The organism is Streptococcus pasteurianus, assembly GCF_004843545.1.
Lineage (GTDB): Bacteria > Bacillota > Bacilli > Lactobacillales > Streptococcaceae > Streptococcus > Streptococcus pasteurianus.
The window spans coordinates 1,199,450-1,224,106 of the sequence record NZ_CP039457.1 but is presented as its reverse complement, the minus strand read 5'-3'; the positions used below and the strand labels follow the sequence as shown (position 1 = coordinate 1,224,106).

29 protein-coding genes, 1 pseudogene and 1 other annotated feature are annotated in these 24,657 nt (G+C 37.2%); of the genes and pseudogenes, 24 read left to right on the top strand and 6 right to left on the bottom strand.

Annotation, left to right across the window (positions count from 1 at the left end; genetic code table 11):
* Window positions 1-193: 193 nt before the first annotated feature.
* The 9 genes and pseudogenes from E8M05_RS06470 to E8M05_RS06435 all read left to right on the top strand — a co-directional run bounded on the left by E8M05_RS06470 (window position 194) and on the right by E8M05_RS06435 (window position 6,503).
* Entirely contained in the window at window positions 194-1,033 is an 840-nt protein-coding gene (locus E8M05_RS06470; protein ID WP_069788935.1) for a thymidylate synthase, read from the top strand.
* An 87-nt stretch (window positions 1,034-1,120) separates the two neighbouring features.
* Complete coding sequence (locus E8M05_RS06465) at window positions 1,121-1,615, top strand: dihydrofolate reductase (protein WP_009854361.1); 495 nt, start codon at window positions 1,121-1,123, stop codon at window positions 1,613-1,615.
* A gap of 15 nt (window positions 1,616-1,630) precedes the next feature.
* Window positions 1,631-1,801, top strand: a complete 171-nt coding sequence (locus tag E8M05_RS06460) for a hypothetical protein (RefSeq protein WP_136596443.1) — start codon at window positions 1,631-1,633, stop codon at window positions 1,799-1,801.
* 32 nt (window positions 1,802-1,833) lie between these two features.
* Window positions 1,834-3,063: an ATP-dependent Clp protease ATP-binding subunit ClpX gene (gene clpX, locus E8M05_RS06455; protein ID WP_003065195.1), complete on the top strand. Its 1,230-nt coding sequence runs from the start codon at window positions 1,834-1,836 to the stop codon at window positions 3,061-3,063.
* A 10-nt stretch (window positions 3,064-3,073) separates the two neighbouring features.
* A complete protein-coding gene (yihA, locus tag E8M05_RS06450; protein WP_136596442.1) occupies window positions 3,074-3,667 on the top strand; it encodes a ribosome biogenesis GTP-binding protein YihA/YsxC in 594 nt (197 codons plus the stop codon).
* Between the two features lie 224 nt (window positions 3,668-3,891).
* Window positions 3,892-4,635 (top strand): annotated as a pseudogene (locus E8M05_RS06445) (amino acid permease); the annotation flags it as partial.
* A 23-nt stretch (window positions 4,636-4,658) separates the two neighbouring features.
* Window positions 4,659-4,886 (top strand): homocysteine S-methyltransferase family protein, encoded by a 228-nt coding sequence (locus tag E8M05_RS11215; RefSeq protein WP_325052498.1) that lies wholly within the window; start codon window positions 4,659-4,661, stop codon window positions 4,884-4,886.
* 50 nt (window positions 4,887-4,936) lie between these two features.
* Entirely contained in the window at window positions 4,937-5,836 is a 900-nt protein-coding gene (locus E8M05_RS06440; protein WP_117508652.1) for a helix-turn-helix transcriptional regulator, read from the top strand.
* A 58-nt stretch (window positions 5,837-5,894) separates the two neighbouring features.
* Window positions 5,895-6,503, top strand: coding sequence for a GyrI-like domain-containing protein (locus tag E8M05_RS06435; protein WP_058692219.1), 609 nt, complete (start codon window positions 5,895-5,897; stop codon window positions 6,501-6,503).
* 81 nt (window positions 6,504-6,584) lie between these two features.
* On the opposite strand, the gene E8M05_RS06430 is transcribed toward E8M05_RS06435, so the two are convergent.
* The 4 genes from E8M05_RS06430 to E8M05_RS06415 form a co-directional block, all read right to left on the bottom strand.
* A complete protein-coding gene (locus tag E8M05_RS06430; protein WP_039694591.1) occupies window positions 6,585-7,253 on the bottom strand; it encodes a YoaK family protein in 669 nt (222 codons plus the stop codon).
* A 108-nt stretch (window positions 7,254-7,361) separates the two neighbouring features.
* Window positions 7,362-8,009: an endonuclease III domain-containing protein gene (locus E8M05_RS06425; RefSeq protein WP_048791465.1), complete on the bottom strand. Its 648-nt coding sequence runs from the start codon at window positions 8,007-8,009 to the stop codon at window positions 7,362-7,364.
* Between the two features lie 105 nt (window positions 8,010-8,114).
* The gene (locus tag E8M05_RS06420; protein WP_136596440.1) at window positions 8,115-10,223 is read right to left on the bottom strand and encodes an AAA family ATPase; all 2,109 of its coding nucleotides are present in this window, start codon (window positions 10,221-10,223) and stop codon (window positions 8,115-8,117) included.
* Between the two features lie 315 nt (window positions 10,224-10,538).
* A complete protein-coding gene (locus E8M05_RS06415) occupies window positions 10,539-11,492 on the bottom strand; it encodes an IS30 family transposase (RefSeq protein WP_003067143.1) in 954 nt (317 codons plus the stop codon).
* Window positions 11,493-11,671: 179 nt separating this feature from the next.
* Window positions 11,672-11,807, top strand: a sequence feature (ribosomal protein L10 leader region).
* A 28-nt stretch (window positions 11,808-11,835) separates the two neighbouring features.
* Here E8M05_RS06415 and rplJ point away from each other — a divergent pair.
* On the top strand, window positions 11,836-12,339 hold the full coding sequence (gene rplJ / locus E8M05_RS06410) for a 50S ribosomal protein L10 (RefSeq protein WP_003065189.1): 504 nt from the start codon (window positions 11,836-11,838) through the stop codon (window positions 12,337-12,339).
* A gap of 69 nt (window positions 12,340-12,408) precedes the next feature.
* On the top strand, window positions 12,409-12,777 hold the full coding sequence (gene rplL, locus E8M05_RS06405; protein ID WP_003065188.1) for a 50S ribosomal protein L7/L12: 369 nt from the start codon (window positions 12,409-12,411) through the stop codon (window positions 12,775-12,777).
* Window positions 12,778-13,058: 281 nt separating this feature from the next.
* On the opposite strand, the gene E8M05_RS11530 is transcribed toward rplL, so the two are convergent.
* Window positions 13,059-13,223, bottom strand: a complete 165-nt coding sequence (locus tag E8M05_RS11530) for a hypothetical protein (protein ID WP_233437503.1) — start codon at window positions 13,221-13,223, stop codon at window positions 13,059-13,061.
* A gap of 543 nt (window positions 13,224-13,766) precedes the next feature.
* Complete coding sequence (locus E8M05_RS06390; protein ID WP_058692265.1) at window positions 13,767-14,717, bottom strand: polysaccharide deacetylase family protein; 951 nt, start codon at window positions 14,715-14,717, stop codon at window positions 13,767-13,769.
* Between the two features lie 420 nt (window positions 14,718-15,137).
* Here E8M05_RS06390 and E8M05_RS06385 point away from each other — a divergent pair, with 420 nt between their 5' ends.
* The 13 genes from E8M05_RS06385 to murB all read left to right on the top strand — a co-directional run bounded on the left by E8M05_RS06385 (window position 15,138) and on the right by murB (window position 24,657).
* Window positions 15,138-16,424, top strand: coding sequence for a homoserine dehydrogenase (locus E8M05_RS06385; RefSeq protein ID WP_136596439.1), 1,287 nt, complete (start codon window positions 15,138-15,140; stop codon window positions 16,422-16,424).
* A gap of 57 nt (window positions 16,425-16,481) precedes the next feature.
* Window positions 16,482-17,348, top strand: a complete 867-nt coding sequence (gene thrB / locus E8M05_RS06380; protein ID WP_117508655.1) for a homoserine kinase — start codon at window positions 16,482-16,484, stop codon at window positions 17,346-17,348.
* A complete protein-coding gene (gene rarD, locus E8M05_RS06375) occupies window positions 17,335-18,222 on the top strand; it encodes an EamA family transporter RarD (protein ID WP_136596438.1) in 888 nt (295 codons plus the stop codon). Before thrB ends, rarD begins: the two co-directional genes overlap by 14 nt.
* Window positions 18,223-18,456: 234 nt before the next feature.
* Complete coding sequence (locus E8M05_RS11725; protein ID WP_003065073.1) at window positions 18,457-18,660, top strand: chorismate-binding protein; 204 nt, start codon at window positions 18,457-18,459, stop codon at window positions 18,658-18,660.
* A gap of 71 nt (window positions 18,661-18,731) precedes the next feature.
* The gene (locus E8M05_RS11720) at window positions 18,732-18,890 is read left to right on the top strand and encodes a chorismate-binding protein (protein ID WP_253066431.1); all 159 of its coding nucleotides are present in this window, start codon (window positions 18,732-18,734) and stop codon (window positions 18,888-18,890) included.
* A gap of 10 nt (window positions 18,891-18,900) precedes the next feature.
* Entirely contained in the window at window positions 18,901-19,080 is a 180-nt protein-coding gene (locus E8M05_RS11520; RefSeq protein ID WP_233437502.1) for a chorismate-binding protein, read from the top strand.
* Between the two features lie 217 nt (window positions 19,081-19,297).
* A complete protein-coding gene (locus tag E8M05_RS11515; RefSeq protein ID WP_317581073.1) occupies window positions 19,298-19,585 on the top strand; it encodes an aminotransferase class IV in 288 nt (95 codons plus the stop codon).
* A gap of 443 nt (window positions 19,586-20,028) precedes the next feature.
* Window positions 20,029-21,282: a bifunctional folylpolyglutamate synthase/dihydrofolate synthase gene (locus E8M05_RS06365; protein WP_048791459.1), complete on the top strand. Its 1,254-nt coding sequence runs from the start codon at window positions 20,029-20,031 to the stop codon at window positions 21,280-21,282.
* Between the two features lie 37 nt (window positions 21,283-21,319).
* Window positions 21,320-21,883: a GTP cyclohydrolase I FolE gene (gene folE / locus E8M05_RS06360; RefSeq protein WP_136596437.1), complete on the top strand. Its 564-nt coding sequence runs from the start codon at window positions 21,320-21,322 to the stop codon at window positions 21,881-21,883.
* Between the two features lie 37 nt (window positions 21,884-21,920).
* Window positions 21,921-22,721, top strand: a complete 801-nt coding sequence (folP, locus tag E8M05_RS06355; RefSeq protein WP_117567072.1) for a dihydropteroate synthase — start codon at window positions 21,921-21,923, stop codon at window positions 22,719-22,721.
* A gap of 66 nt (window positions 22,722-22,787) precedes the next feature.
* The gene (folB, locus tag E8M05_RS06350; RefSeq protein ID WP_048791456.1) at window positions 22,788-23,150 is read left to right on the top strand and encodes a dihydroneopterin aldolase; all 363 of its coding nucleotides are present in this window, start codon (window positions 22,788-22,790) and stop codon (window positions 23,148-23,150) included.
* Entirely contained in the window at window positions 23,147-23,626 is a 480-nt protein-coding gene (folK, locus tag E8M05_RS06345) for a 2-amino-4-hydroxy-6-hydroxymethyldihydropteridine diphosphokinase (RefSeq protein WP_048791455.1), read from the top strand. The genes folB and folK overlap by 4 nt, the downstream gene beginning before the upstream one ends.
* A 128-nt stretch (window positions 23,627-23,754) precedes the next feature.
* Window positions 23,755-24,657: a UDP-N-acetylmuramate dehydrogenase gene (murB, locus tag E8M05_RS06340; protein ID WP_003065052.1), complete on the top strand. Its 903-nt coding sequence runs from the start codon at window positions 23,755-23,757 to the stop codon at window positions 24,655-24,657.

Genomic DNA, 24,657 nt, shown 5'->3' with positions numbered 1-24,657 from the left:
ACTAAATGTCCAAAGATAATTCTACCATAAAGTTGTGAAAATGCTCTACAAAAAAATTATTTATTTCATTCGTCAAAGTAATGGCAAAATATCTTGAATACAAGAAAAATACTAGCTTTTTTTGTTTATTTCAGATAAAATAGGAAAGAATGATTTTTTTTACAAAATCAAAAAATCCAAAGGAGTGAATGGCATGACAAAAGCTGATGTGATTTTTAAAGAAAATATCAAAAAAATTATGGAAGAAGGTGTCTTTTCAGAAAATGCTCGCCCTGTTTACCAAAACGGTGGACAAGCTAATTCAAAATACGTTACGGGAGCGTTTGCTGAATATGATTTGAGTAAGGGGGAATTTCCGATTACAACCCTCCGCCCTATTCCGATTAAAAGTGCTATTCGCGAAATCTTTTGGATTTATCAAGACCAAACGAATGATTTATCAGTTTTAAATGATAAATACAATGTCAAATATTGGAATGACTGGGAAGTTGACAACTCTGGAACGATTGGCGAACGTTATGGTGCTGTTGTCAAAAAACACGACATTATCCGTAAAATATTGAAACAATTAGAGGAAAATCCATGGAATCGTCGTAATGTCATCTCACTTTGGGATTACGAAGCTTTTGAAAATACAGACGGACTTTTGCCATGTGCTTTTCAAACAATGTATGATGTGCGTCGTGTTGACGGTGAGATTTACCTTGATGCAACTTTGACTCAACGTTCAAATGATATGCTTGTTTCACACCACATCAATGCTATGCAATATGTTGCCCTTCAAATGATGATTGCTAAGCATTTTGGTTGGAAAGTGGGAAAATTCTTCTACTTTGTCAATAACTTGCATATCTACGATAATCAATTCGAGCAAGCTCGAGAATTGATTTCTCGCGAATCTACGGATTGTAAACCACGTTTGGTACTCAACGTGCCAGACGGAACAGATTTCTTTGATATTAAACCAGAAGATTTTGAATTAGTTGATTATGAGCCAGTTAAACCACAAATAAAATTTGATTTGGCTATTTAATCCCTCTTTTGTGGTCGTTTCCGTATCACATTTCTGTATTTTTTAGGGAAATCTGATAAAATGAAATAGACGAAATGAGAGGACTGTATGACAAAGAAAATCGTTGCCATTTGGGCAGAAGATGAAAATCGTTTAATCGGAGTAAATGATGGCTTGCCATGGCGTTTACCAAAAGAATTAAAACACTTTAAAGAAACAACCATGGGACAAGCCCTTTTAATGGGGCGTGTAACCTTTGACGGAATGAATCGCCGTATTCTTCCAGGACGCGAAACATTGATTTTAACAAGAGACAAGTCCTTTGAGGCAGATGGTGTAACAATCGTTCATGACATGGACGAGGTTTTTGATTGGTTTGAAAAGCAGGATAAGACCCTTTATATCGTTGGTGGGGCTAGTATCTATAAAGCTTTTCTACCGCATTGTGATGCTATTATTAAAACAACGGTTCATGGTGTTTTTGAAGGTGATACGTATTTCCCAGACGTTGATTTGACAAGCTTTAGAAAAGTCTCTGAAACCTTCAACGAAAAAGATGATAAAAATGCCTACGACTTTACCATTACAGTCTTAGAAAAATAAAATAGGGAGATAGGAATGCAAAGAAGTATTTTTGGTGTATTCACGGCTTTCTTAGCGGTTATTTGTATTTTATGTGCCCTCCCAGCACTTAGAAAAAAACGATATGGATTGGCAGTTCTTTTGTTTTTAAATGCCTTTACAAATATAGTCAATACCATTCATGCCGTGTATGCTACCTTATTTTAATTTAGAGAGAATAGAATTAGAGAGAATAAAAGATGGTTGGAAATCGAACAAATGATGTAAAAGTTTATTGCTCATTCTGTGGAAAAAGCCAAGATGAAGTAAAAAAAATCATTGCAGGAAACAATGTTTTTATCTGTAATGAGTGCGTGGCTTTGTCACAAGAAATTATCAAAGAAGAACTTGCTGAAGAAGTTCTTGCAGATTTAGCGGAAGTTCCAAAACCTAAAGAGTTGTTAGCAACTCTTGACGAATATGTCGTTGGTCAAGACCGTGCCAAACGCGCGCTTGCCGTAGCTGTTTATAACCATTACAAACGTGTTTCTTTTGCGGAAAGTCGCAACGAAGAAGATGTTGATTTGCAAAAATCAAACATTTTGATGATTGGTCCCACAGGTTCAGGAAAAACATTCCTAGCTCAAACTTTGGCTAAAACATTGAATGTACCGTTTGCGATTGCTGATGCGACATCATTGACAGAAGCAGGATACGTTGGTGAAGATGTTGAAAATATCCTTTTGAAATTAATTCAAGCAGCTGATTTTAATATCGAACGCGCAGAACGCGGTATCATTTACGTGGACGAAATTGATAAAATCGCTAAAAAAGGCGAAAATGTCTCAATTACACGTGATGTTTCAGGTGAAGGTGTTCAACAAGCACTTCTTAAAATCATTGAAGGAACAGTTGCTAGCGTACCACCTCAAGGTGGACGTAAGCACCCTAACCAAGAAATGATTCAAATTGATACTAAAAATATCCTATTCATTGTCGGCGGTGCTTTTGATGGTATCGAGGATATTGTCAAACAACGTTTAGGTGAAAAGGTTATCGGTTTTGGCCAAAATAACCGTAAAATTGATGAAAATGCTTCTTATATGCAAGAAATCATTTCAGAAGATATTCAAAAATTTGGCTTGATTCCAGAGTTTATCGGACGTTTGCCAGTTGTAGCGGCACTTGAACAGTTGACGGCTGATGATTTGGTTCGTATCTTGACAGAACCACGTAATGCCTTGGTTAAACAATATCAAACACTATTATCATATGATGGTGTTGAACTAGAATTTGATAAAGATGCTTTGCAAGCTATTGCTAACAAAGCCATTGAACGTAAGACAGGAGCTCGTGGTTTACGCTCAATTATTGAGGAAACTATGATGGATATCATGTTTGAAATTCCTAGCCAAGAAGAAGTGACCAAGGTTCGTGTCACTAAAGCGGCTGTTGAAGGCAAAGATAAACCAATTTTGGAAATTGCGTAAGGAGCTGACGATGACTGAGTATTTAAATACCCACAACGCTTCGCTTCTGTTGAGCGCAGCCAATAAATCCCATTATCCGCAAGATGATTTACCAGAAATTGCGCTTGCTGGGCGTTCAAACGTTGGAAAGTCGAGCTTTATTAATACCCTTTTAGGGCGTAAGAACCTAGCTCGTACATCTAGTAAGCCAGGAAAAACCCAATTGCTTAACTTCTATAATATTGATGATAAATTGCGTTTTGTCGATGTGCCTGGTTACGGCTATGCCAAAGTTTCTAAATCAGAACGCGCCAAATGGTGCAAGATGATTGAAGAATATTTGGTAAGTCGTGATAATTTGCGTGCCGTTGTCAGCTTGGTTGATTTGCGTCATGAACCAAGCGCTGATGACGTTCAAATGTACGACTTCCTAAAATATTATGAGATTCCCGTTATTGTCGTTGCCACAAAAGCTGACAAGATTCCACGTGGCAAATGGAACAAGCACGAATCAGCAATCAAAAAGAAATTAAACTTTAATAAATCAGATAAATTTATTATCTTTTCATCCGTTGACCGCACAGGTTTAGATGAATCTTGGGATAGTATTTTAGATGAATTATGATAAGAGGCTGGGTTTTGAACTGCACCTCAAAAGTTAGACAGAAAAAATCTAACTTTTGAAGTGTTTTTATATGAAATTAAGTTATGAAGATAAAGTAAAAATATATGAGATGATAAAATCAGGCGTTACTTGGTCATACATTCATGACCAGTTCGGTGTGAAGACTAATAACTTAATATGTTCCGCTTAATTGAACGTTATGACATAGAGATTATAAAAAAATGGTTGTTTGGCTATACTGGATTCATTGGACGGTTGCACTAGGGATAGAGTTCCTTGGGCGACTATACTAATGGGGTGTGGTTTTCCCAATGTTCCAGCGTGGCTTTTTGCGACTTTTTTTGCGCTGATTATTTTTTCGGTTAACGCTCTAAGCGTGCGCAGTTTTGGTGAAGCAGAATCTTTCTTTGTCTCAATCAAGGTGATTGCTATTATTATTTTGGGATTGGGAGCGATGTTTGGTTTAGTCTCATTTGACGGCAAACACAAAGCAATTCTTTTCACGAATCTAACAGCAGGTGCTTTTCCGAAGGGAATTGTAGCTGGTGAAATGGACAATCCTAAAGAAGCTGTGCTTAAGGCAATCAAACCAATGATTGGTCGTCTAGTGATTTTCTTTGTTTTGACAATCGTGGTTCTCGCTTCGCTATTACCAATGAAGGAAGTTGGGAGTTCGATAGCGCCATTTATTGATGTATTCGATAAAATTGGAATTCCTTTTGCTGCAGATATTATGAATTTTGTCATTCTAACAGCGATTTTATCGGCAGGAAATTCAGGACTTTATGCTTCTAGCCGTATGCTTTGGTCTTTGGCAAACGAAGGAATGTTGTCAAAAAGGTCGTCAAAATCAATGAACACGGTGTCCCAATGCGTCCCTTCTTTTGTCAATGGCAGGTGTGGTCTTGTCACTATTTTCAAGTATTTATGCGGCAGATACGGTTTATCTTGCCTTGGCATTAATTGCAGTAGCCCTGCCGTTATTTCTGGCTTGCTAAAACGGATTCGAACGGTTTCGCCCAAGCCTTTGGAGACCTATCCAAATTCTGGCGAGATTTACGACGGTGCAACACAAACTTGGAAATCCATACCAGATAATTCACACACTCTTCTTAAAAATAGCAGAGCTTGGAACCAATTAGGCGCAAAAATAGTCGGCGGTAGCTGTCGCACAAGCCCAGAAGATATCGCATGCCTAGCCCAAGCCTTTCGAGAATAACTAAAGTAGGCAGATTATGGTGAGTTAAGATATAAGGAGTAGAAACTTTTATGCAGGAAAGTCGATTGTTTAGGATTGTTTATTACTTACTCAAAAAGGGAAAAGCTACAGCTCCAGAATTAGCCAAAAAATTCGAAGTATCAGTCAGAACAATTTACAGAGACATTGACGCTATTAGCGCTTCAGGCATTCCGATTTATGCTATGCAAGGAAAAAAAGGTGGCATTGTAATTGATGAGGAATTTACCTTAGATAGATTAGTATTATCATCAAAGGAAAAAGAACAAATTCTAACAGCTTTGCAAGGTTTACAGGCTACCCATGACAAGGCTACCAATGAATTATTGACAAAAATAAGTGCACTTTTTCAGATACAAACAACGAATTGGATTGAGGTGGATTTTTCAGATTGGCGGCAAGGGCAGCCAGAGCAGAATATTTTTAATGACATTAAATCCGCTATTTTAGATAAACACATGATATCTTTTAACTATTTTAACAACCAAAAAGAGTATGTGTTTCGCTATATCCAACCCCTAAAACTTGTTTTTAAAAGTAAAGCATGGTATGTGTATGGTTTTTGTATGCTTAGAAATGACTATCGGCTTTTTAAACTAACTAGAATCGAACAGCTTAAAATTACAGAGGAGCAGTTTACACCACCTGAAGTCATTCCCAAGGTTGATACGTTCATAAAGCAGGAAAATCTGATTACCGTAACTCTAAAATTTGATAACCAAGTAGCGTTTCGTGTGTATGATGAATTTTCACGAGATTGCATTACAGAAGAAAATGATTTTTTAGTTGTAAAGACACTGTTTCCAAATAACGATGTGTTTTATTCCTATCTTTTTTCTTTTGGCGAATACGTGGAAGTTTTAGAGCCACGAGAAATGAGGGAAAGCGTACAGCGTCAAATTAAGAAAATTCAAGAAAAATATAAAACATGACAACTGTTGTCATGTTAAGTTTTATATAATGTTCTCAAAGAGAAAAGGAGAACAAATTATGAAACATGAATGGCGAAAACATGAAAAAGAGTTATATGGAGCAAAACAGTCACCACGCCTTGTAAACCTTCCTAAACAACAGTTTATTATGATTAATGGTAAAGGTGACCCAAACCAAAAAGAGTTTTCAGATAAAGTGTCCGCTTTATTTTCGTTGGCATATGCCATAAAAATGAGGTATAAAAAAGCTCCTACCTTGGAAGACATAAATGATTACACAGTGTACCCATTAGAAGCAGTTTGGAAAACGGTAGATGACAATAAAATTTTAGATAAAAATCACCTTGAATATATCGCTATGATACGTCAGCCGAATTTTATCACAGAAAATATGTTTTTGACAGCATTGGAACATACTAGCCGTAAAAAGCCTAATGCACTTTATGAGCAAATTTATTTTGAGACAATCCCTGCTGAAAATTGTGTAGAAATTCTTCACATAGGTGCTTATGATGATGAACCTATCTCTTTTCAAAAAATGGATTTATTTGCTAAAGAAACTAATGTAAAGCGTTCAAAAAATTATCATAGAGAAATTTACTTGAATAATGAAAATCGTGTTAGCAAAGATAAGCTCAAAACCATTTTGTGCTATCCTATTGAATAATGACTGGATGCTACTTTAGCATCATTTACCTAAAATACCCCTAGACTAGTATTGGTACTAATTTAGGGGTGTTTTTTAATATCAAATATTACAAGCTTGCAAACGATAGCGGACAACGACACTTGAATAATGGTAGATAATGCAAGCGAGATTTAGCGTTACTATCCAGATAGTTTTTTCATGTGTAAAATGATATAAAATAGCTGTCGTGATAGCGCCGATGACAAAACTAATAACAACAAGGGAGTAATTGATAGCTTGGCGCTTCATAGCACACGTTTTTTCATCGGCATTAAAATACTGATGCCAAGCTGTTATCATTTTACGGTAATTCCCAGACGTCATCAGAATAGAATAAGCGTGTGATTCAATCTGACTACCTGAAAATGTCAAGGTTAATAGCCCAGTTGCTAGTGCCAGCAAGACAACCCAAAGTAAACGAATATCTGGCAATAGTGGCAAAATCATTGTGACAATCAACAACGGTAGCAGAGCATAAACTCTCCAAAATGCTGTTTTGGCATTGGCACGCACATGCAAACCAAACATGAAACCAATCGAGAAGAAAAGAACAGAAAACAAGCGAATCAGCGTTTGCTGCAATGGACTATGACTAATATCGGCGATTAGAAAAAGAATATTACCAGTCTGAGTTGCGACCAAGGTGTCGAATTGTATTTGACAATAGACATCTAAAGCGCCTCCCAAAAAGCCAAGTAAAATGGCCTCAAAGCGACTGTTTTGAGGCATATATTCTAATTCATTCACATCATTTCCTTCTTTCTACAATAAGCTCAATACTTTTATTGTAGCACTTTCTCAAACAGCTAACTAGCTCATTTTCAGAAAAAATGACACTTATTTCAAAATCAACTGGTCGCCTGCCAGAAAACTTTTCTGAAAGTCCTCGACAGGATGAAAATATTGTTTGCCAAACTCATCAATTAATCCGTGGAATTCTTGTGCATCCGCAAAGGTAAATGGTTGCGGAAGTTCTGCAAGCAATATTGCTAAGCTTTTATAGTCAGTTAAATCATTAATTCCTAATTGTGTAAATAATGTACGAGCGTATTTATCAGCGATAAATTGCGGCTGGTCAAAGATATAAGCCATGAGAACATCAGCAGTTTCTGGTCCAACACCGTGCAAAGACAATAAGACTTTTCGCAGTGAGCTACCATATTGTTGAACAATCTTTGCGGGATTTTCCTCATGCGCCAAATACCAACTAGCTACTTCTTGAATAGCCTTGCTTTTATTTTTCATAAAACCAGCAGGGCGGACAAGTTCTTCTAAGTTTTCTTTAGGTATATTCACCAGCACTTGCAAATCGTAGTTGCTAGCTGCTCTGATAAGTTGTGAAGCCCTAGTAGCGTTTAATTCAGTCGTATTTTGAATGAGAATAGCCTCAATGATGATTTGTTGCTTGGAATCAGCAGGCCACCAATTCGTTGCTCCCATATGTGTTAGCATTTTTTGATAAAGATTATAAAGTGTGAGTTGCATATCATTATCCTTTGTAAACTTTTTAGTTATTCTATTTTATCAAAATACCATAGAAAAAGCCCAACTTCTGTGAGTTGAGCTTAATAGGAGTGTTTAAAATACGGATTATTTTTCGCTGATGACTAGTTCTCCGTCAACCATGTCAGCTTTAAGGTGTCTAACCTCTGTGTGATCGAGATAGAAATCAGTGATTTTATCGCGGATTTCTTGTTCAATGACACGGCGGAGTGGTCGAACACCCATGGCTTCATCATAACCTTCTTCGATAAGGTGTTGTTTAGCAGCATCACTAACCACCAAATCAATGCCTTTCTTGGCAATAGTCTTGCTAACTTCGTCAAGCATTAAGTCAACAATGTCGTTCAAATCTTCTTTAGTCAAGTGAGAGAATTCAATAATGCCGTTGAAACGGTTAAGAAATTCAGGGCGGAAGTATGGGGCGATACGATCCATAATTTTCTTGTCTTTATCATCTTGACCAGTCAAAGCTTCATTGCCAAATCCGGCATTAGAGGTAGCAATGATGACGGTATTTTTAAAGTTAATCGTATTACCTTGACCGTCTGTCAAACGACCATCATCCAAAACTTGGAGAAGAAGTGTGATGACTTGAGGGTCAGCTTTTTCAATTTCATCAAGAAGAATAATTGAGTATGGGTTACGACGAACACGTTCAGTAAGCGTGTTGCTATTGTCGTCGTAGCCAACATAGCCAGCAGTTGTACCGATTAATTTAGAAACGGCTGTGCGATCAGAGTATTCAGACATATCAAGGCGGATAATAGCATCTTTTGAGCCAAACATATCAAGGGCTAATTGTTTAGCAAGCTCTGTCTTACCAACGCCAGTAGGACCGACAAAGAGGAAACTACCAATTGGTCGATTACCTTCGTCAAAGCCAGCACGGTTACGACGAATGGCACGTGAGACGGCTTCAACAGCCTCATCTTGTCCTATGACTTTACCTTTCAAACGGCTAGCTAATTCTTTCAAGCGTTCAATATCACTTGCTCCCATATTTGACACGGGAACACCAGTTAATCGTTCGACAGATTCTGCCACATCATTAACGGTAGCTGTAACTTTTTGCCCTTCCGTATGGTTGTCAATTTGTTTTTGCAATTCTTCGATACGAACCTTGGCATTGAGAGCTGCTTCATAATCTTCTTTAGCCACAGCATTTTCTTGTTTTTCTTTTTGGTCTGCAATTTCCTTTTCAAGAGATTTGACATCAGTTGCAGGGTGTTGAGCAGCCAAATGAGCAGCAGTCATATCAATCAAGTCAATAGCTTTATCTGGTAAACTACGTTGTGGGATATATTGAATTGAAAAATCAACAGCGGCTTTTAACACATTATCGGGGAGAATAACGTTGTGGTGTTTTTCATATAAATCACGAATTCCCATTAAAATGTTAAAGCTATCTTGAGCAGAAGGAGCATTTACTTTAACTTCGTTGAAACGGCGAGCGAGCGCAGCATTTTTCAAAATAGTATTACGATACTCGTCTTGAGTTGTTGCACCGATAACGGTCAATTCACCACGAGAAAGTGCAGGTTTGAGAATGTCAGCTAAGCCTTTCGAACCAGAGTCGCCACCAGTTGACCCTGCGCCTAAAATTTGGTGGATTTCATCAAAGAAGAGAATGATATTACCAGCGTCTTTAACTTCTTTGACAAGGTTTTGGATATTTTCTTCAAAAGCACCACGATATTGTGTGCCAGCTTCAAGACCAGAAATATCAATAGAAATAATTTCTTTATTTTTGATAGCTGCTGGCACATCACCATTGACAATAGCTTGCGCTAAGCCTTCGACAACGGCTGTTTTACCAACACCTGCATCCCCAACAAGGACAGGATTGTTTTTAGTACGACGTGACAAGATTTCAGCAGTTTCTTGGATTTCTTTGTTACGTCCAATAACAGGGTCGAGTTCGTTAGCGCGTGCGCGTTCGGTCAAGTTTGTTCCTAATTTTGCCAAGATACCATCTTCTTTAGGAGCAGAACTAGGCGCCCCTTCTTGGTATTCCGCGTTTCCAGGGAGGTTACCTGTTTGGCGATATTGTGCAAATTCTTCAGGAGTAACTTCGCGCCCATTAATCAAATAGCGTCTGTTTTCTGAATTGTACCCGCCCATGTTACTCATAAGTTCGTTAAAAATATCATCCATATTTCCAAAAGGATTTCTTCCGTAAAAATTATTATTTGCCATAAATATTACCTCTTTTCAATCATATTTTCTAAAGTGATACTATTGTACGATTTAGTATCTGGAAGGTTAAATCTCTTTAGTCTTTACAAATCGTAGTAGAGAGGTCGCACTTAAAGAGATTTCTTAATTGTTCCTATCAATCACCTTCTGATACTATAATATACTATTGGTCAGAAAAAGTCAAATATTTATATGCAAAAAATATGATTTTTTTAAAAGGAAGCGTTTTATACGAAGCTAAACCGATACTATAATCTGTTTTTGAATTTCCCCATCTTTAAAGGATATTTAAAAACGCCAAATTTCAAGTTCAAATTAGCCAGTCTGTAAAAACTCTTTAGGAGATTTATAATTGAATAGTTTCTTTGGATAGTTGTTAATCCAGTTTTCAATAAATGCGACTTGTTGTTGAGTCGCATTTTTGCTTCCCTTAGGCAACCAACGCCGGATGAGTCTATTATGATTCTCATTAGTACCACGCTCCCAAGAAGAATACGGGTGGGCATAGTAGATATGAGTAGGGTCAAAAACTTCTGCTAAACGACTGAACTCAGCCCCGTTATCAGCTGTGATAGAGTTCATTTGATAATCCTTGAGGATTGCTTTCAGAGCTTGATTGACTGAAAACGCGGACTTATCGGGAATGAGTCGAATGATTTGATAACGACTCTTTCTATCGGTTAGAGTCAACAGACACTCGTTTTTTGCCCGTGTTTGAATAACTGTATCAATTTCAAAATCACCGATATTCTCACGCTTATTAATGCTTTCTGGTCGTTCCTCAATAGACTTTCCAGCTGGCTTAAAATTGGGACTAGCATGCTTTTTCTTAGCTTTCTCTTGTCGAGGATAAAGCATATCAGCCTTGGTCAATCCTAAGTGTCCATGATGAATCCAGTAGTAAATGGTAGAGATGGGAACAGGTATCCCTTTTGACTTTATCATCATCTCGGGAGAGTATTTCTGTTCGATGTAGTGAGTTATCTTTTCTTTGAGTCCCTTGGTTAGGGAGACTTGTTTAACAGAACGTTTGCGATTGTTTTGATAGGCTTTTTGAGCAAAATCAGCTGAGTAGATCACTTCAAATTTTCCTTTACGCACTTGTTGTCTAACCTGACCACGTTTGACTTCGTTGTGAATGGTTTGAGGAGCTTTAGCTAATCTCCTAGCGATTTCACGGTTTGAGAGCCCTTCTTGAAGCCAACGTTCAATCATTCTACGTTCAGTTAGTGTTAAATGTTTACTTTTTGGTGTATAATAGTTTTGCATCTCAGAGTCTTTCTAATTGTTGTTGTGGTGATTACAATTATATCTCTCTGAGATGTTTTTTGATACCCTTAGGTGGCTAACTTCATTTTAGAACTTTCCGATATTTAAAAACATGAAAAGAATAAAATATTTCATAAAAAGTGTTGACACAAGGAGAAATATTGGATATAATAATTAAGGTTTTGTAATGAAACTGACCTAAGACAGCAGGGGAGCCGTGCTCATAATATTCCTGCCGAGGCACAAAACGTAATGATGAAATAACGTATTTGTACTTTCGTGTCTAGGTTTAGGTGCGAATTTTTTTGTACCTAGCCCAAAAATAATTACGGAGGTAAAACTAATGAGTGAAGCAATTATTGCTAAAAAAGCTGAGCAAGTTGAAGCTGTTGCTGAAAAAATGAAAGCTGCTGCATCTATCGTTGTTGTAGATTCACGTGGTCTTACAGTTGAGCAAGATACAGTTCTTCGTCGTAATCTTCGCGAAAGCGGCGTTGAGTTCAAAGTCATCAAGAACTCAATTTTGACTCGTGCAGCTGAAAAAGCTGGTCTTGGCGATATGAAAGATCTTTTCGTTGGACCATCAGCAGTAGCCTTCTCTAACGAGGATGTTGTTGCTCCTGCTAAAATTATCAATGATTTTGCGAAAGATGCTGAAGCACTTGAAATCAAAGGTGGTGCAATCGAAGGTTCTGTTTCTTCAAAAGAAGAAATCCTTGCCCTTGCTACATTGCCAAACCGCGAAGGACTTCTTTCTATGCTCCTTTCTGTACTTCAAGCACCAGTTCGCAATGTTGCACTTGCTGTCAAAGCAGTTGCAGACAACAAAGAAGACGACGCGGCTTAATGCGTATGGTAGCTTAACGCTACAAACAATTATCTAATTAAAACAATTAATATTTTGGAGGAATCTATAATGGCATTGAACATTGAAAACATTATTGCTGAAATTAAAGAAGCTTCAATCCTTGAATTGAACGACCTTGTAAAAGCTATCGAAGAAGAATTTGGTGTAACTGCAGCTGCTCCTGTTGCTGTAGCTGCTGGTGGTGCTGCTGACGCTGGTGCTGCTAAAGACTCATTTGACGTTGAATTGACTTCAGCTGGTGACAAAAAAGTTGCTGTTATCAAAGCTGTACGTGAAGTTACAGGTCTTGGTCTTAAAGAAGCTAAAGCTCTTGTTGATGGTGCACCTGCTAACGTTAAAGAAGGCGTTGCAACTGCGGAAGCTGAAGAAATCAAAGCTAAACTTGAAGAAGCTGGAGCTTCAATTACTCTTAAATAATAGGGTGACTACTCAAGTAGGCTAATGAACCTTATTAAATCGCTATTCCTAGGAGTAGCGATTTTTTTGTGTTCAAAAAGGATCAAATTGTTTAGAATAAAAAAACAGACTCTATAGCAAACTAGATTTTGTATAGTTCTTTTTATCGATTTCTCCGCTATAAGCGAACCATGGAAGTGTGATGCTCATATAAACTTCCTTAGCATGCTCGTTGAATTGGTGAAAGAAAAAATGTAGTGTTGGTGTTTTATCAAGATATGCAATATTTCACGTTCTTGATGCTAAAAGTTCATTGATTTAGCCAACATATCCTGAAAATTATCCGTTTCGGTAAAATACTTTCTTTCAGTAAGGTAACGATTGATAATTTGTTCAAAATAGTGATTTAGCAATTCATTTTTATTAACAAAATATCGGTAAAATATTCGTCTTGAAATACCTGACAAATCAAGAATATCCTTAATTTTGATGTCCTCATAGCTTTCATTTTCTTGTTTTTATAGCTATATATTAATCTCATTCTATCACTCTAATCTAAAGTATAGATAAAATAATGCCCACATAAAAATGTTTTTACAAAATGATAAGATAAGTATAAAATTCTAATCCAATTAAGCTTCGTTTTATCTAGTTTTGGTAAGTTTCTTCTGTAATGCGAAAAATTTTAGATCCCTGCCCAATAATAGACAGTCTTTCTAAAATTATGATGAGATATGACAGGTTGAAGGAGCTGTGACGTATGCAAAATAATTCTTTTTATTACATGTCAGTCATCTATTTGATTATTTTCTTTGTGGCAATTATTTACAATATTGCCCATTTAAATATGGTATTTGTGTATTTATGGTCGGCGCTTTTTTTAGGAAATTTAGCTTTCTTAATATATAGTTTCGTTAAAAATCATAAGAAAAATAAATAGCAATAAGCTGATACCAATGCGATTATAGCAAGAAAGCCCTCTTTTTTTGAAAGGGGGCTTTTATGATATGTTAGCTAATACTTGCGATAAGGCTATCAGCAGTTGTTGTCGGCAAGATACGGATACGGTCTAATGATAATAAGCCGTCGCTAGCACTGGCAATACCTTCGTTGGTCGTTACGCCGAGTTTATAATTAAGGTTTGCTGCAATTTGAAGTGTTGTGTCAGAATAACGCCCAGCTGGATAGGCGATAGCGATAGTATCTTGATTAAGATTGGTATCGAGATAGTTTTTAGAATCCTCCATTTCAGAAGTCTGAGTTGCGTTATCACTAGCTGATAAGTCGGGATGTGTCACGGTGTGGTCTTGGAAAGACATGCCGTTTGCTTTCATTTCTAACATTTCATCAAGTGATAAATTTCCGCTATTTCCAACAGTGCTTGTAATGACATTGTTTGTTGCTTTTGCACCGTATTTTTGCAAGATAGGGTAAGCATTGTCATAAAAATCCCAAAGACTATCATCAAACGTTAACCAAACAATTTTACTATTGTCGTTTGGAAGCACATTTTCTGTTAAAACTTTGTAGGCTTCTTCAGGTGTTAAAAAGTAGTAACCTTCTTCAGAAAGACGTTGAATATGGCTTTCAAATGTTGTCGGATCGACGATGAGATTAGCATTTGAAGCTTCTTCCGCAGCCATAACGTGGATAGCGTGATACATAAGAATGGGAACAGAGACATTTGAATCCTTTTTTACCCAGTTAACCTCGTTTTCATTGGTATTAGCAGAAGAGCTGTCGCTTGTCACCGTTGATGCAGAAGAAGTCGTGGTAGTATTTGTATGGCTAGCACTTGATGATGACACTCGTTCGGTTTTAGTTGTTGAAAAAATGAAGTTGTTCTCCTTTAAAGCTATAAAAAGAAAAACACTTGCGACAATACAGGCTATTAATAGAATAATATTTATAATAGCTAATGGCTTGTTGCTATGTTTTTGATGTTGACGACGTTTTTCCATAATATTTAACGATCTCCTCGCAAAAGTCTACTCCTATTGTACTATTTTTTTAAGACAAAGGGAACTGTTTACTGTAAATTATGGAAAGATTTTCAAAGGACGTTATTTTTCTGTAAATTCTGAATAATTTTATGGTATAATGTAGGAAATGTTTTTATTTGAGAGTGGGACAGAGATCAGTAGTTTCTTTGAAACTTGATTTTTCAATAAGTTTTAATTTCTTATTGTTGCCTAAAACAGTTCACTGAACTGTTTTATTCCCACTTCCGCACAGTTTGAGTAGGGTTGTAAAAGCTGATTGATCAGCGAATTAGAACCCACTCAACCACTGCGTCTTATTAATGATAACAAACATAAACAAATGAAATTGGGTACTTTAGTTCAATTTCTGTTCGAAATTTGCTTATTAAGGAGAAAAAGATGTCGATAAAAATTGCTTTACTCGGTTTTGGTACTGTTGCCAGTGGTGTTCCCTTCCTTTTGAAAGAAAATCCATCAAAAATTACTGAAGCAGCCCATGACACGATTGAAATCACTAAGGTTCTTGTCAAAGATGATGACGAAAGAAATCGTTTATTAGCTGCTGGAAATGATTATAATTTCGTTACAAATATTGATGACATTTTGAGTGATGATAGCATTGATATTGTTATTGAATTAATGGGACGTATTGAGCCTGCTCGTATATTTATTACAAAAGCACTTGAAGCAGGAAAGAATGCTGTTTCTGCCAATAAAGACTTGATTGCCACTCATGGTAAAGAATTAATTGAACTTGCTAAAGACAAGGGTGTTGCTTTCTATTATGAAGCAGCTGTCGCTGGTGGTATCCCAATTCTTCGTACACTTGCTAATTCGCTTACTTCTGATAAAGTTACACGTATTTTGGGTGTTCTTAATGGTACATCTAACTTTATGATGACTAAAATGGTTGACGAAGGTTGGACTTACGAAGATGCGCTTAAAACAGCTCAAGATCTTGGTTATGCTGAAAGTGACCCAACAAATGACGTCGAAGGTATCGATGCAGCCTATAAAGCTGTTATTTTAAGCCAATTTGGTTTTGGAATGACGATTGATTTTGATGATGTTGCACATAAGGGAATCACAACAATCACACCAGATGATGTTGCTGTCGCTCAAGAACTTGGCTATGTCATCAAATTGGTCGGAGATGTACGTGAAGTTGAATCAGGTATTTCAGCAGAAGTTTCACCGACTTTTTTGCCAAAAGCACATCCACTTGCTAGTGTCAACGATGTTATGAATGCTGTTTTTGTGGAGTCAATCGGTATCGGGGAATCAATGTATTATGGACCTGGTGCTGGTCAAAAACCAACAGCAACGTCTGTAACTGCTGATATTATCCGTATTTGTCGTCGTATTAAAGACGGTAATGTTGGGAAACCATTTAATGAATTTGTTCGTGAAACAAAATTGGCAAATCCCGCTGATGTGAAGAGTCACTATTACTTTGCGATTAATACCCCCGATAAAAAAGGTCAATTGCTTCGTTTAGCTGAAATTTTCAATTCTGAAGATATTTCATTTGAACAAGTGCTTCAACAAAAAGCCAATGGTACACGTGCGCGTGTGGTTATCATCACACACTCAATGAGTAAAACACAGTTGGCTGATGTAACAGCTAAATTGGAAGCAGTAGAAGATTTCCAAGTGGTTAATACACTTAAAGTATTAGGCGAATAATAATAACTGATTAAGTGAAAGGAAAAGCTCAAGACTACTTTTGAGTATGATAATGATATGAAAATTACAGTACCAGCAACCTCTGCTAATGTTGGACCAGGCTTTGATTCGGTCGGCGTAGCGGTTTCTAAGTACTTAACGATTGAGATTTTAGAGCTTTCTGAAAGATGGGAGGTTTTACATGATTTGGGGGATGTTCCTAGTGACGAAACGAATCTTTTGATTACGACAGCTTTACAAGTGAAAGCTGACCTACAACCACATCGTATTAAAATGGTTTCAGATATCCCATTGGCACGAGGATTAGGGTCGTCTTCATCAGTTATTGTAGCTGGAATTGAGTTAGCTAATCAGCTGGCTCATTTACAGCTTTCAGCTGATGAAAAATTGGTGATTGCGACAAAAATTGAAGGGCATCCAGACAATGTTGCGCCAGCTATTTTTGGTAATCTTGTTATTTCATCTTATGTTAATGAAAAGGTCAATAGTGCCGTTGTTGCCTTTCCTGAAGCCTCTTTTGTGGCGTTCATTCCTAATTATGAATTAAAGACTAGCGATAGCCGCAATGTATTGCCAAATGAGTTTTCTTATAAGGAAGCCGTTGCTGCCTCATCAATTGCCAATGTAGCTATTGCAGCGCTTCTAACAGGTGATTTGGAAAAAGCTGGAAAAGCGATTGAAGCTGACCTTTTCCATGAACGTTTCCGCCAAAAATTAGTTAAAGAATTTGCACCGATTAAAGAAGTAGTTCACGAGGTTGGTGCCTACGCAACTTACTTATCTGGTGCAGGTCCAACGATTATGGTCTTGGCTCCAAAAGCAAAAGAAGCAGAGCTTGTTGAGCGTCTTGCAGCGCTTGCTTTGGATGGTGAAGTTGTCGCACTTCACGTTGATACTAAAGGAGTTTTTGTTGAAAAAGACTAATTTGGGGATTTTGTTTGGCTTAATAACCTATATTTTGTGGGGCTTTTTATCCCTTTATTGGAAATTACTTTCAGGTGTTAATTCATATAACACCTTTTCTTATCGCATTATTTTTACTGTTTTAACAATGTTGGTTTACATGGTTTTATCCAAAAATAAGGAGCGATACCGTGGTGAAATTCGCCAACTTATCAGTCATAAGCAAGAACTTGCTATGGCTGTTTTGGCAAGTTTTTTGATTGCATTGAATTGGTTAACTTATATCTTTGCAGTTAGTCACCAGCAGGCAACACAAGCTAGTTTTGGCTATTATATTATGCTCCTTGTGTCAATATTATTAGCATTAGTTTTCCTACATGAACGATTGAGTCCATGGATGACTGCTGCGATTATCATTGCAGGCATTGGTGTGGGAATTTTAGCAATTAATATAGGGCAACCGCCTCTTGTTTCGATACTGTTAGCAGTTACCTTTGCTTTGTATGGACTGGTTAAGAAAAATGTCAAGTTATCCAGTGATGTTGCTATGTTGGTAGAAAGTAGTGTTGTCGCCCCTTTTGTGCTTATCTATTTGCTATTCTTTTCAAAAGAAAGTTTATTAGATTATAGCTTGCTAGAAAACGTGTTACTTTTAGCATCTGGCATTGTGACGGCGATTCCTTTGTTGCTGTTTGCAGAAGCGGTAAAACGTGCGCCGTTGAATATCATTGGGTTTATCCAATACATCAATCCCACAATTCAACTGGCAATAGCCGTGTTTGTTTTTCACGAAAAGGTAGGCAATGGAGAAGTTAGTGGCTTTATTTTCATCTGGATAGCGATTGCTATTTTTATCTTAGGACAGCTGATGTCGTTGCGGAAGAAAAGCAGGTAAAAACAAGGAGTTTGGATGCATAAAAAAGACTGTGGTTGGTTTCAAAGAGTTGGGACACCAATTAATTTTTGAAAATCCAGTAAGAATATTAGCAACAAAGTTAATTGGTGATGTAGAGGCTATTCTTAAGAAGGTAGTTCACAAGGATATTGTGTTGTTGGTTATGTCAGTTATGAGGCAGGAAAAGTATTTGAAAACAATTTTTCTGTAAAGACTTTTCCTCTTGATGACGAGATGAATATCACAATGCCACAAGTTTGGGAATCTAAGACGGATAAAGATGAATATGAGAAAGCTATCTCAGAAATTAGACAACAAATTCGTCAGGGAAATATTTATCAAGTTAATTATACTGTACAACTTCATAATAGAATTAATTCGAATCTTTTTGAGCTTTACAATCGGATAGTGATTGAACAAGGTGCCAAATATAATTAGTATATTGAACATGATGATTTTGCCATCTTATCAATGAGTCCAGAATTATTTTTTGAAAAAATGGTTCAAAATTGACAATACGTCCAATGAAAGCTACCATTGCTCGTGGGATTAATGACGCGCAAGATTTTAGAAATAAACATTGGTTAGCTAATGATAGTAAGAATCGCTCTGAAAATATGATGATTGTCAATCTTCTAAGAAATGATACGGGACGTATTTTAGGGTGATTTTATTGGAATGTGTTTGCCTCACGATGACAGAGCAATTTTTAACGTTGCTATTAGAACAATTCAGGTGAAGGATGATCAAGCAATATACGGTGTTGGTGGGGGGATTACTTGGAATAGTGAATGGGAAAGTGAGTACAGAGAAACACTGCTTTTTTGTATAAATCACAGCCCACATTCGATATTTTAACAGCTGCTAAGATGACACAAAAAAGGTAATTTTCCTTAAAGAGCATACAGAGCGTTTAAAAAAGTTCGGCTCGATTTTTTGGATGGCCTTTTTCTGAAACAGAATTTTTAGATAAAATTTCAGAATTGCTTAAGACACTAGATTTGCCCTCAACGTTTTTACAGGCTAAATTGGTTCAAAGAGAAGAAGTGTGTGATTCCCCCTTACCTATTTTAAAATAAGTTATCGCCCTCATATTCCTAATTCTGATAAGGAACAAGTTTTCATTTCTAGTGATGGCTATCCGCAAGAAACTTCAATAGGGAATATTATTTTAGAAATCAATGGGACTTATTATACTCTGATAGTTGAAGTTGGAATATTAGATGGTATGCATAGGAAGTATTTTATTCAACAAGGAGAAGTAACTGCACGCTATTTAGCAAAGACAGATTTGGAGAATGCTAACCATATTTTTCTGTGTGTAATAGCGTTCGTGGGCTTTAATAAGATAGATATTATATAACCTCATTCTATTTTTTCAAGTTATTGAAGTCAAAATCATTATATATTGTTAAATAAAGCTGGATAAAATATCCTCTCTAGCGTAACAAATGATCTTCTGGTACCAAGTCATCTCGATTATAGTCTGGATTTTCGTTATGGAACATATCCTCACTTCTAGCTTGTTATTATCTCTGTTGTACTGCTCCATACAAAAAGCCCTTAGAAACTGTTGTTTCCAAGGGGAAGGGGCTTTGTCTTCAGTATGAAACTTTATTTAAAGAAAGTCTGATTATCAAGTTTTTTAGTGATTTCTTGTGCTATAATAGAAGTATTATTGTAAAGTCAAGACAGAAAGGGTAAAACATAGACCAAAAACTCATTGTGAAAAGATTTTGTTCGGAAATGACGGTTTTACTTTTCTTTATTTTATGAGTATTTTTGGTCGTATTGGGAAATTCACTAATGAATTATCAAGAAGCTTTAGATTGGATTCATAGCAAGTTAAAATTTGGAATTAAGCCTGGTTTGGAACGGATGGCTTGGATATTGGAAGAACTTGGGAATCCTCAGGAGAAGCTATCAGCTGTCCATATTGTCGGAACGAATGGTAAGGGGTCAGTGACTAGCTATTTACAGCATATTTTTTCACTAGCTGGTTATGAGGTCGGGACATTTACATCTCCTTACATTGTTAACTTTCGTGAACGTATTAGTTTAAACGATCAAATGATTTCAGAGACTGATTTTCTTGACTTGGTTGAGCGTGTTCGTCCAGTAGTGGAACGTTTGCCGCTTGAAACGACTTTAGAACCTGCGACAGAATTTGAAGTTATCACGGTCTTGATGTTTGAATATTTTGGGCATATGCACCCTGTTGATATTGCTTTTATCGAGGCAGGTATGGGTGGTCTTTATGATTCGACAAATGTTTTTAAAGCTTTAGCGGTTATTTGTCCTTCAATCGGTTTAGACCACCAGAATGTTTTAGGGCAGACTTATGCAGAAATTGCTGAGCAAAAAGCAGGTGTCCTGAAAGAACATGTTCCATTCATTTTTGCCACTGAACGTGATGATGTTCATCGTGTTTTTCTCAAAAAAGCGCAAGCTTGCGGCAGCCAAACGTATGAATTTAAAAAGGATTTTTCGGTTAATGAAACTGAAAATGGCTTTGATTATCAAGGGCAAGAAAATATCGAGGATATTCGTTTAGCAATGCCAGGTAAACATCAGATTAGCAATGCTAGCCTTGCTATTACGGCTGCGTTGCTATTAAGTAAAACGTATCCAAAAGTCACCAAAGAAATTATCAAATCTGGCTTGGCACAGACACATTGGGTTGGGCGAACAGAGCTTATGTTTCCAAATGTGATGATTGACGGCGCACACAATAATGAAAGCGTTCAAGCTCTCGTTAATGTCATGCAGGCGTACAAGGATAAAAATTTGCACATTTTATTTGCAGCTATTGATACAAAGCCGATTGACTCGATGTTAGCATTGCTTAGTCAACTAGCGGAAGTTGATGTAACGACGTTTGAGTATCACAATTCGCTTGCTTTGGAAAATTACCCAGAACAGTATCATAAAGTTCCAGATTGGAAGGACTGGGTTAAGCACATCGATAGTGACAGTAAAGATGATTTTTACCTTATCACGGGGTCGCTCTATTTCATATCACAAGTACGTCCTGTGCTTTTGTCAAGACAGCAAAATTAAGCTATAATAGAAAAAATAAAAAAGATTGGAAGAGATAATGGCAAATCAAGAAAAACTCGAAGTAGCAGTTTACCAACTTTTAGAAGCCTTGGGAGAAAATCCTGAGCGTGAAGGGTTATTGGATACCCCAAAACGTGTTGCTAAAATGTACCAAGAGATGTTTTCAGGCTTAAATGAAGACCCAAAAGATCAATTTACAGCTGTTTTTACAGAAAATCATGATGAAGTAGTTTTAGTTAAAGATATCCCATTTTATTCAATGTGTGAACATCATTTGGTTCCCTTTTATGGGAAAGCTCATGTTGCTTATTTGCCAAGTGATGGTCGTGTGACTGGTTTGAGTAAGTTAGCGCGTGCCGTTGAAGTGGCTAGTAAACGTCCACAATTACAAGAACGTTTGACTGACCAAGTTGCTACTGCACTTGAAGAAGCTTTGCATCCTAAGGGCGTTTTTGTCATGCTTGAAGCAGAGCATATGTGTATGACAATGCGTGGCATCAAGAAACCTGGTAGCAAAACCGTAACAACCGTTGCAAAAGGGATTTTCAAAGAAAATCGTGAAGAACGAAATGAAATTCTATCATTGATTTTAGGAAAATAAGACCTTACTGACACGTTAGCATATAAGGGGAGACATTATGAAAATTGGAAAATATGAGATTGACGGAACGGCTTGTATCATGGGGATACTTAATGTGACCCCAGATTCTTTTTCTGACGGCGGTTCTTACACTTCTATTGAAAATGCCCTTGCTCAGGCTGAAAAAATGATTGCAGGAGGGGCTAAGATTATTGATGTTGGTGGTGAATCAACTCGTCCAGGCTATACTTTCGTTGAAGCCGAAGAAGAAATTAATCGTGTTGTTCCTGTTATCAGTGCGCTCAAAGAACGTTTTGATGTTTTGGTTAGTATTGATACATATAAGACTGAAACAGCACGGGCTGCCTTGGAAGCAGGTGCTGATATTTTAAACGACGTTTGGGCTGGTCTTTATGACGGAAAAATGCTGGCGCTGGCAGCTGAGAAAAATGTTCCTATCATTTTGATGCATAATCAAGAGGAAGAAAAATACGATAATATCACTAAAGAAGTTTGTGATTTTTTAACAGAACGTGCCCAATCTGCTTTGGACGCAGGCGTTACGCTTGAAAATATTTGGATTGACCCAGGGTTTGGTTTTGCTAAAAACGAGGCACAAAATATCGAATTGCTAAAAGGATTAGATGCGGTTTGTAAGCTCGGTTATCCAGTTCTTTTTGGAATTTCACGTAAACGTACGGTTGATTATTTGCTTGGTGGGGGAACGTTAGCTGCCGAACGTGATATGGGAACAGCTGCTTTATCAGCTTGGGCTGTCGCAAAAGGTTGCCAAATTGTTCGTGTACATAACGTTGACGTTAATCGTGACATTGTTAAAGTGATTAGTCAACTGAGTTGAAAGGGGTAGGAGAGAGATTATCTTTGCCACTGGGTAGGGATTTTTCTTTTCTGATTGATTACTAATATGGATAAAATACATTTAAAAGGTTGCCGTTTTTATGGCTACCATGGGGCGTTCGCTGAAGAACAAACGCTTGGTCAGATTTTTGTCGTTGATTGCACCTTGTCTGTTGATTTACAAAAAGCATCACAGTCTGATGTGCTAGAAGATACTGTTCATTATGGACTGGTTTTTGAAACGATAAAAAGACAAGTTGAAGAAGAACGCTACGCTTTAATTGAACGTTTGGCAGGAGCAATTTGTCAAGATATTTTTGAACAATTTCCTCCAGTTCAAGCCATTAACATTAAGATTTTTAAAGAAAATCCGCCAATCAATGGGCATTATGATGTGGTTGGTATTGAGTTAGAACGGGAGCGCGCATGACAAAGGTTTATTTGAGCTTAGGAAGCAATATCGGCGATAAAAAAGCTTATTTACTGGCTGCGCTTGAACGCTTAGAACAATTAGCACAGACTTCTGTGACGTCGGTCTCTTCATTTTATGAGACAGCAGCATGGGGAAAGACAGACCAGGATGATTTTTTGAACATTTGTTGTGAGCTCGAGACAGATTTGACGCCGCAAGAATTATTGCTTGCTTGTCAAAACATCGAAAAAGAGCTGAAGCGTGTTAGGCATGAGCATTGGGGACCTCGTACCATTGATATCGACATTCTGTTGTATGGTAATGAGACGATTGCTACTGAAAATTTGAGCGTTCCGCACCCTTACATGACAGAACGGGCTTTTGTTTTGGTACCGTTAGAGGAAATCGCTCCGCAACTTCAACTTAATGGACAATCAATTTCATCTTATCTGGCGCATTTAAATGTCCAAGAGGTCCGAAAACTTCTGGTTTAACTATCGTCAAAAGCTGATTTTTTTGATATAATTAAGGTCGGCTTTATGCCGATTTTTTAGTAGTGAGTTCAAGTGATTTTAACAACAGGAGCCCACTATTTTATTAAAGAATTGTAGAGTTGGAAGAAATGTTAGAATTTTTAAATGAAGAATTAAAAGAAATCGATATTCGTGTTGACGAACCATTAAAAAAATACACCTATACGAAAGTTGGTGGTCCAGCGGATTATTTGGCTTTTCCGCGAAATCGTTACGAGTTAGCACGAATTGTTACATTTGCTAATAAAAATAATATTCCATGGATGGTGCTAGGAAATGCTAGTAACATCATTGTGCGTGATGGTGGTATCCGTGGCTTTGTTATCATGTTTGATAAACTTAACACCGTTACAGTCAATGGTTATGTGATTGAAGCAGAAGCAGGAGCTAATTTAATTGAAACGACACGCATTGCTAAATTCCATAGCTTGACAGGCTTTGAATTTGCTTGTGGTATCCCTGGTAGCGTTGGTGGCGCTGTGTTTATGAATGCTGGCGCTTATGGCGGTGAAATTTCACATATCTTGGTATCAGCGCAAGTGATTACCAAAGAAGGTGAAATCAAGACAATTGAAGCTCGTGATATGAAGTTTGGTTATCGTCATTCAGCTGTTCAAGATAGTGGTGATGTGGTCATTTCAGCAAAATTCGCCTTAAAACCAGGTGATTACGTTTTAATCGAACAAGAAATGGCACGTTTAACCCATTTGCGTGAGTTAAAACAACCTCTAGAATATCCGTCATGTGGTTCTGTTTTCAAACGTCCCGTTGGACATTTTGCTGGACAATTAATAAGTGAAGCAAATTTAAAAGGCCACCGTATTGGCGGTGTTGAAGTTAGCAAAAAACACGCTGGCTTTATGGTAAATGTGGCTGATGGTAATGCACAAGACTACGAAGACTTGATTGCCCATGTCATTGACACAGTTGAAAAGAATTCCGGCGTTCGTTTAGAACGTGAAGTCCGAATTATCGGCGAAAAGAAATGTTAA

What these genes read in the sequence shown, in the direction of transcription:
- E8M05_RS06440 (WP_117508652.1), top strand. Translation starts at nt 4,937, where the DNA reads ATGCAGGAAAGTCGATTGTTTAGGATTGTTTATTACTTACTCAAAAAG.
- E8M05_RS06390 (WP_058692265.1), bottom strand. Translation starts at nt 14,717, where the DNA reads ATGGAAAAACGTCGTCAACATCAAAAACATAGCAACAAGCCATTAGCT.
- E8M05_RS06430 (WP_039694591.1), bottom strand. Translation starts at nt 7,253, where the DNA reads ATGCCTCAAAACAGTCGCTTTGAGGCCATTTTACTTGGCTTTTTGGGA.
- folE (WP_136596437.1), top strand. Translation starts at nt 21,320, where the DNA reads ATGGCAAATCAAGAAAAACTCGAAGTAGCAGTTTACCAACTTTTAGAA.
- yihA (WP_136596442.1), top strand. Translation starts at nt 3,074, where the DNA reads ATGACTGAGTATTTAAATACCCACAACGCTTCGCTTCTGTTGAGCGCA.
- E8M05_RS11725 (WP_003065073.1), top strand. Translation starts at nt 18,457, where the DNA reads ATGAATATCACAATGCCACAAGTTTGGGAATCTAAGACGGATAAAGAT.
- folP (WP_117567072.1), top strand. Translation starts at nt 21,921, where the DNA reads ATGAAAATTGGAAAATATGAGATTGACGGAACGGCTTGTATCATGGGG.
- folK (WP_048791455.1), top strand. Translation starts at nt 23,147, where the DNA reads ATGACAAAGGTTTATTTGAGCTTAGGAAGCAATATCGGCGATAAAAAA.
- E8M05_RS06365 (WP_048791459.1), top strand. Translation starts at nt 20,029, where the DNA reads ATGAATTATCAAGAAGCTTTAGATTGGATTCATAGCAAGTTAAAATTT.
- rplL (WP_003065188.1), top strand. Translation starts at nt 12,409, where the DNA reads ATGGCATTGAACATTGAAAACATTATTGCTGAAATTAAAGAAGCTTCA.
- E8M05_RS06460 (WP_136596443.1), top strand. Translation starts at nt 1,631, where the DNA reads ATGCAAAGAAGTATTTTTGGTGTATTCACGGCTTTCTTAGCGGTTATT.
- clpX (WP_003065195.1), top strand. Translation starts at nt 1,834, where the DNA reads ATGGTTGGAAATCGAACAAATGATGTAAAAGTTTATTGCTCATTCTGT.
- thrB (WP_117508655.1), top strand. Translation starts at nt 16,482, where the DNA reads ATGAAAATTACAGTACCAGCAACCTCTGCTAATGTTGGACCAGGCTTT.
- rplJ (WP_003065189.1), top strand. Translation starts at nt 11,836, where the DNA reads ATGAGTGAAGCAATTATTGCTAAAAAAGCTGAGCAAGTTGAAGCTGTT.
- E8M05_RS06420 (WP_136596440.1), bottom strand. Translation starts at nt 10,223, where the DNA reads ATGGCAAATAATAATTTTTACGGAAGAAATCCTTTTGGAAATATGGAT.
- E8M05_RS06470 (WP_069788935.1), top strand. Translation starts at nt 194, where the DNA reads ATGACAAAAGCTGATGTGATTTTTAAAGAAAATATCAAAAAAATTATG.
- murB (WP_003065052.1), top strand. Translation starts at nt 23,755, where the DNA reads ATGTTAGAATTTTTAAATGAAGAATTAAAAGAAATCGATATTCGTGTT.
- E8M05_RS06425 (WP_048791465.1), bottom strand. Translation starts at nt 8,009, where the DNA reads ATGCAACTCACACTTTATAATCTTTATCAAAAAATGCTAACACATATG.
- E8M05_RS06385 (WP_136596439.1), top strand. Translation starts at nt 15,138, where the DNA reads ATGTCGATAAAAATTGCTTTACTCGGTTTTGGTACTGTTGCCAGTGGT.
- E8M05_RS06435 (WP_058692219.1), top strand. Translation starts at nt 5,895, where the DNA reads ATGAAACATGAATGGCGAAAACATGAAAAAGAGTTATATGGAGCAAAA.
- folB (WP_048791456.1), top strand. Translation starts at nt 22,788, where the DNA reads ATGGATAAAATACATTTAAAAGGTTGCCGTTTTTATGGCTACCATGGG.
- E8M05_RS06465 (WP_009854361.1), top strand. Translation starts at nt 1,121, where the DNA reads ATGACAAAGAAAATCGTTGCCATTTGGGCAGAAGATGAAAATCGTTTA.
- E8M05_RS06415 (WP_003067143.1), bottom strand. Translation starts at nt 11,492, where the DNA reads ATGCAAAACTATTATACACCAAAAAGTAAACATTTAACACTAACTGAA.
- E8M05_RS11520 (WP_233437502.1), top strand. Translation starts at nt 18,901, where the DNA reads ATGTGTTTGCCTCACGATGACAGAGCAATTTTTAACGTTGCTATTAGA.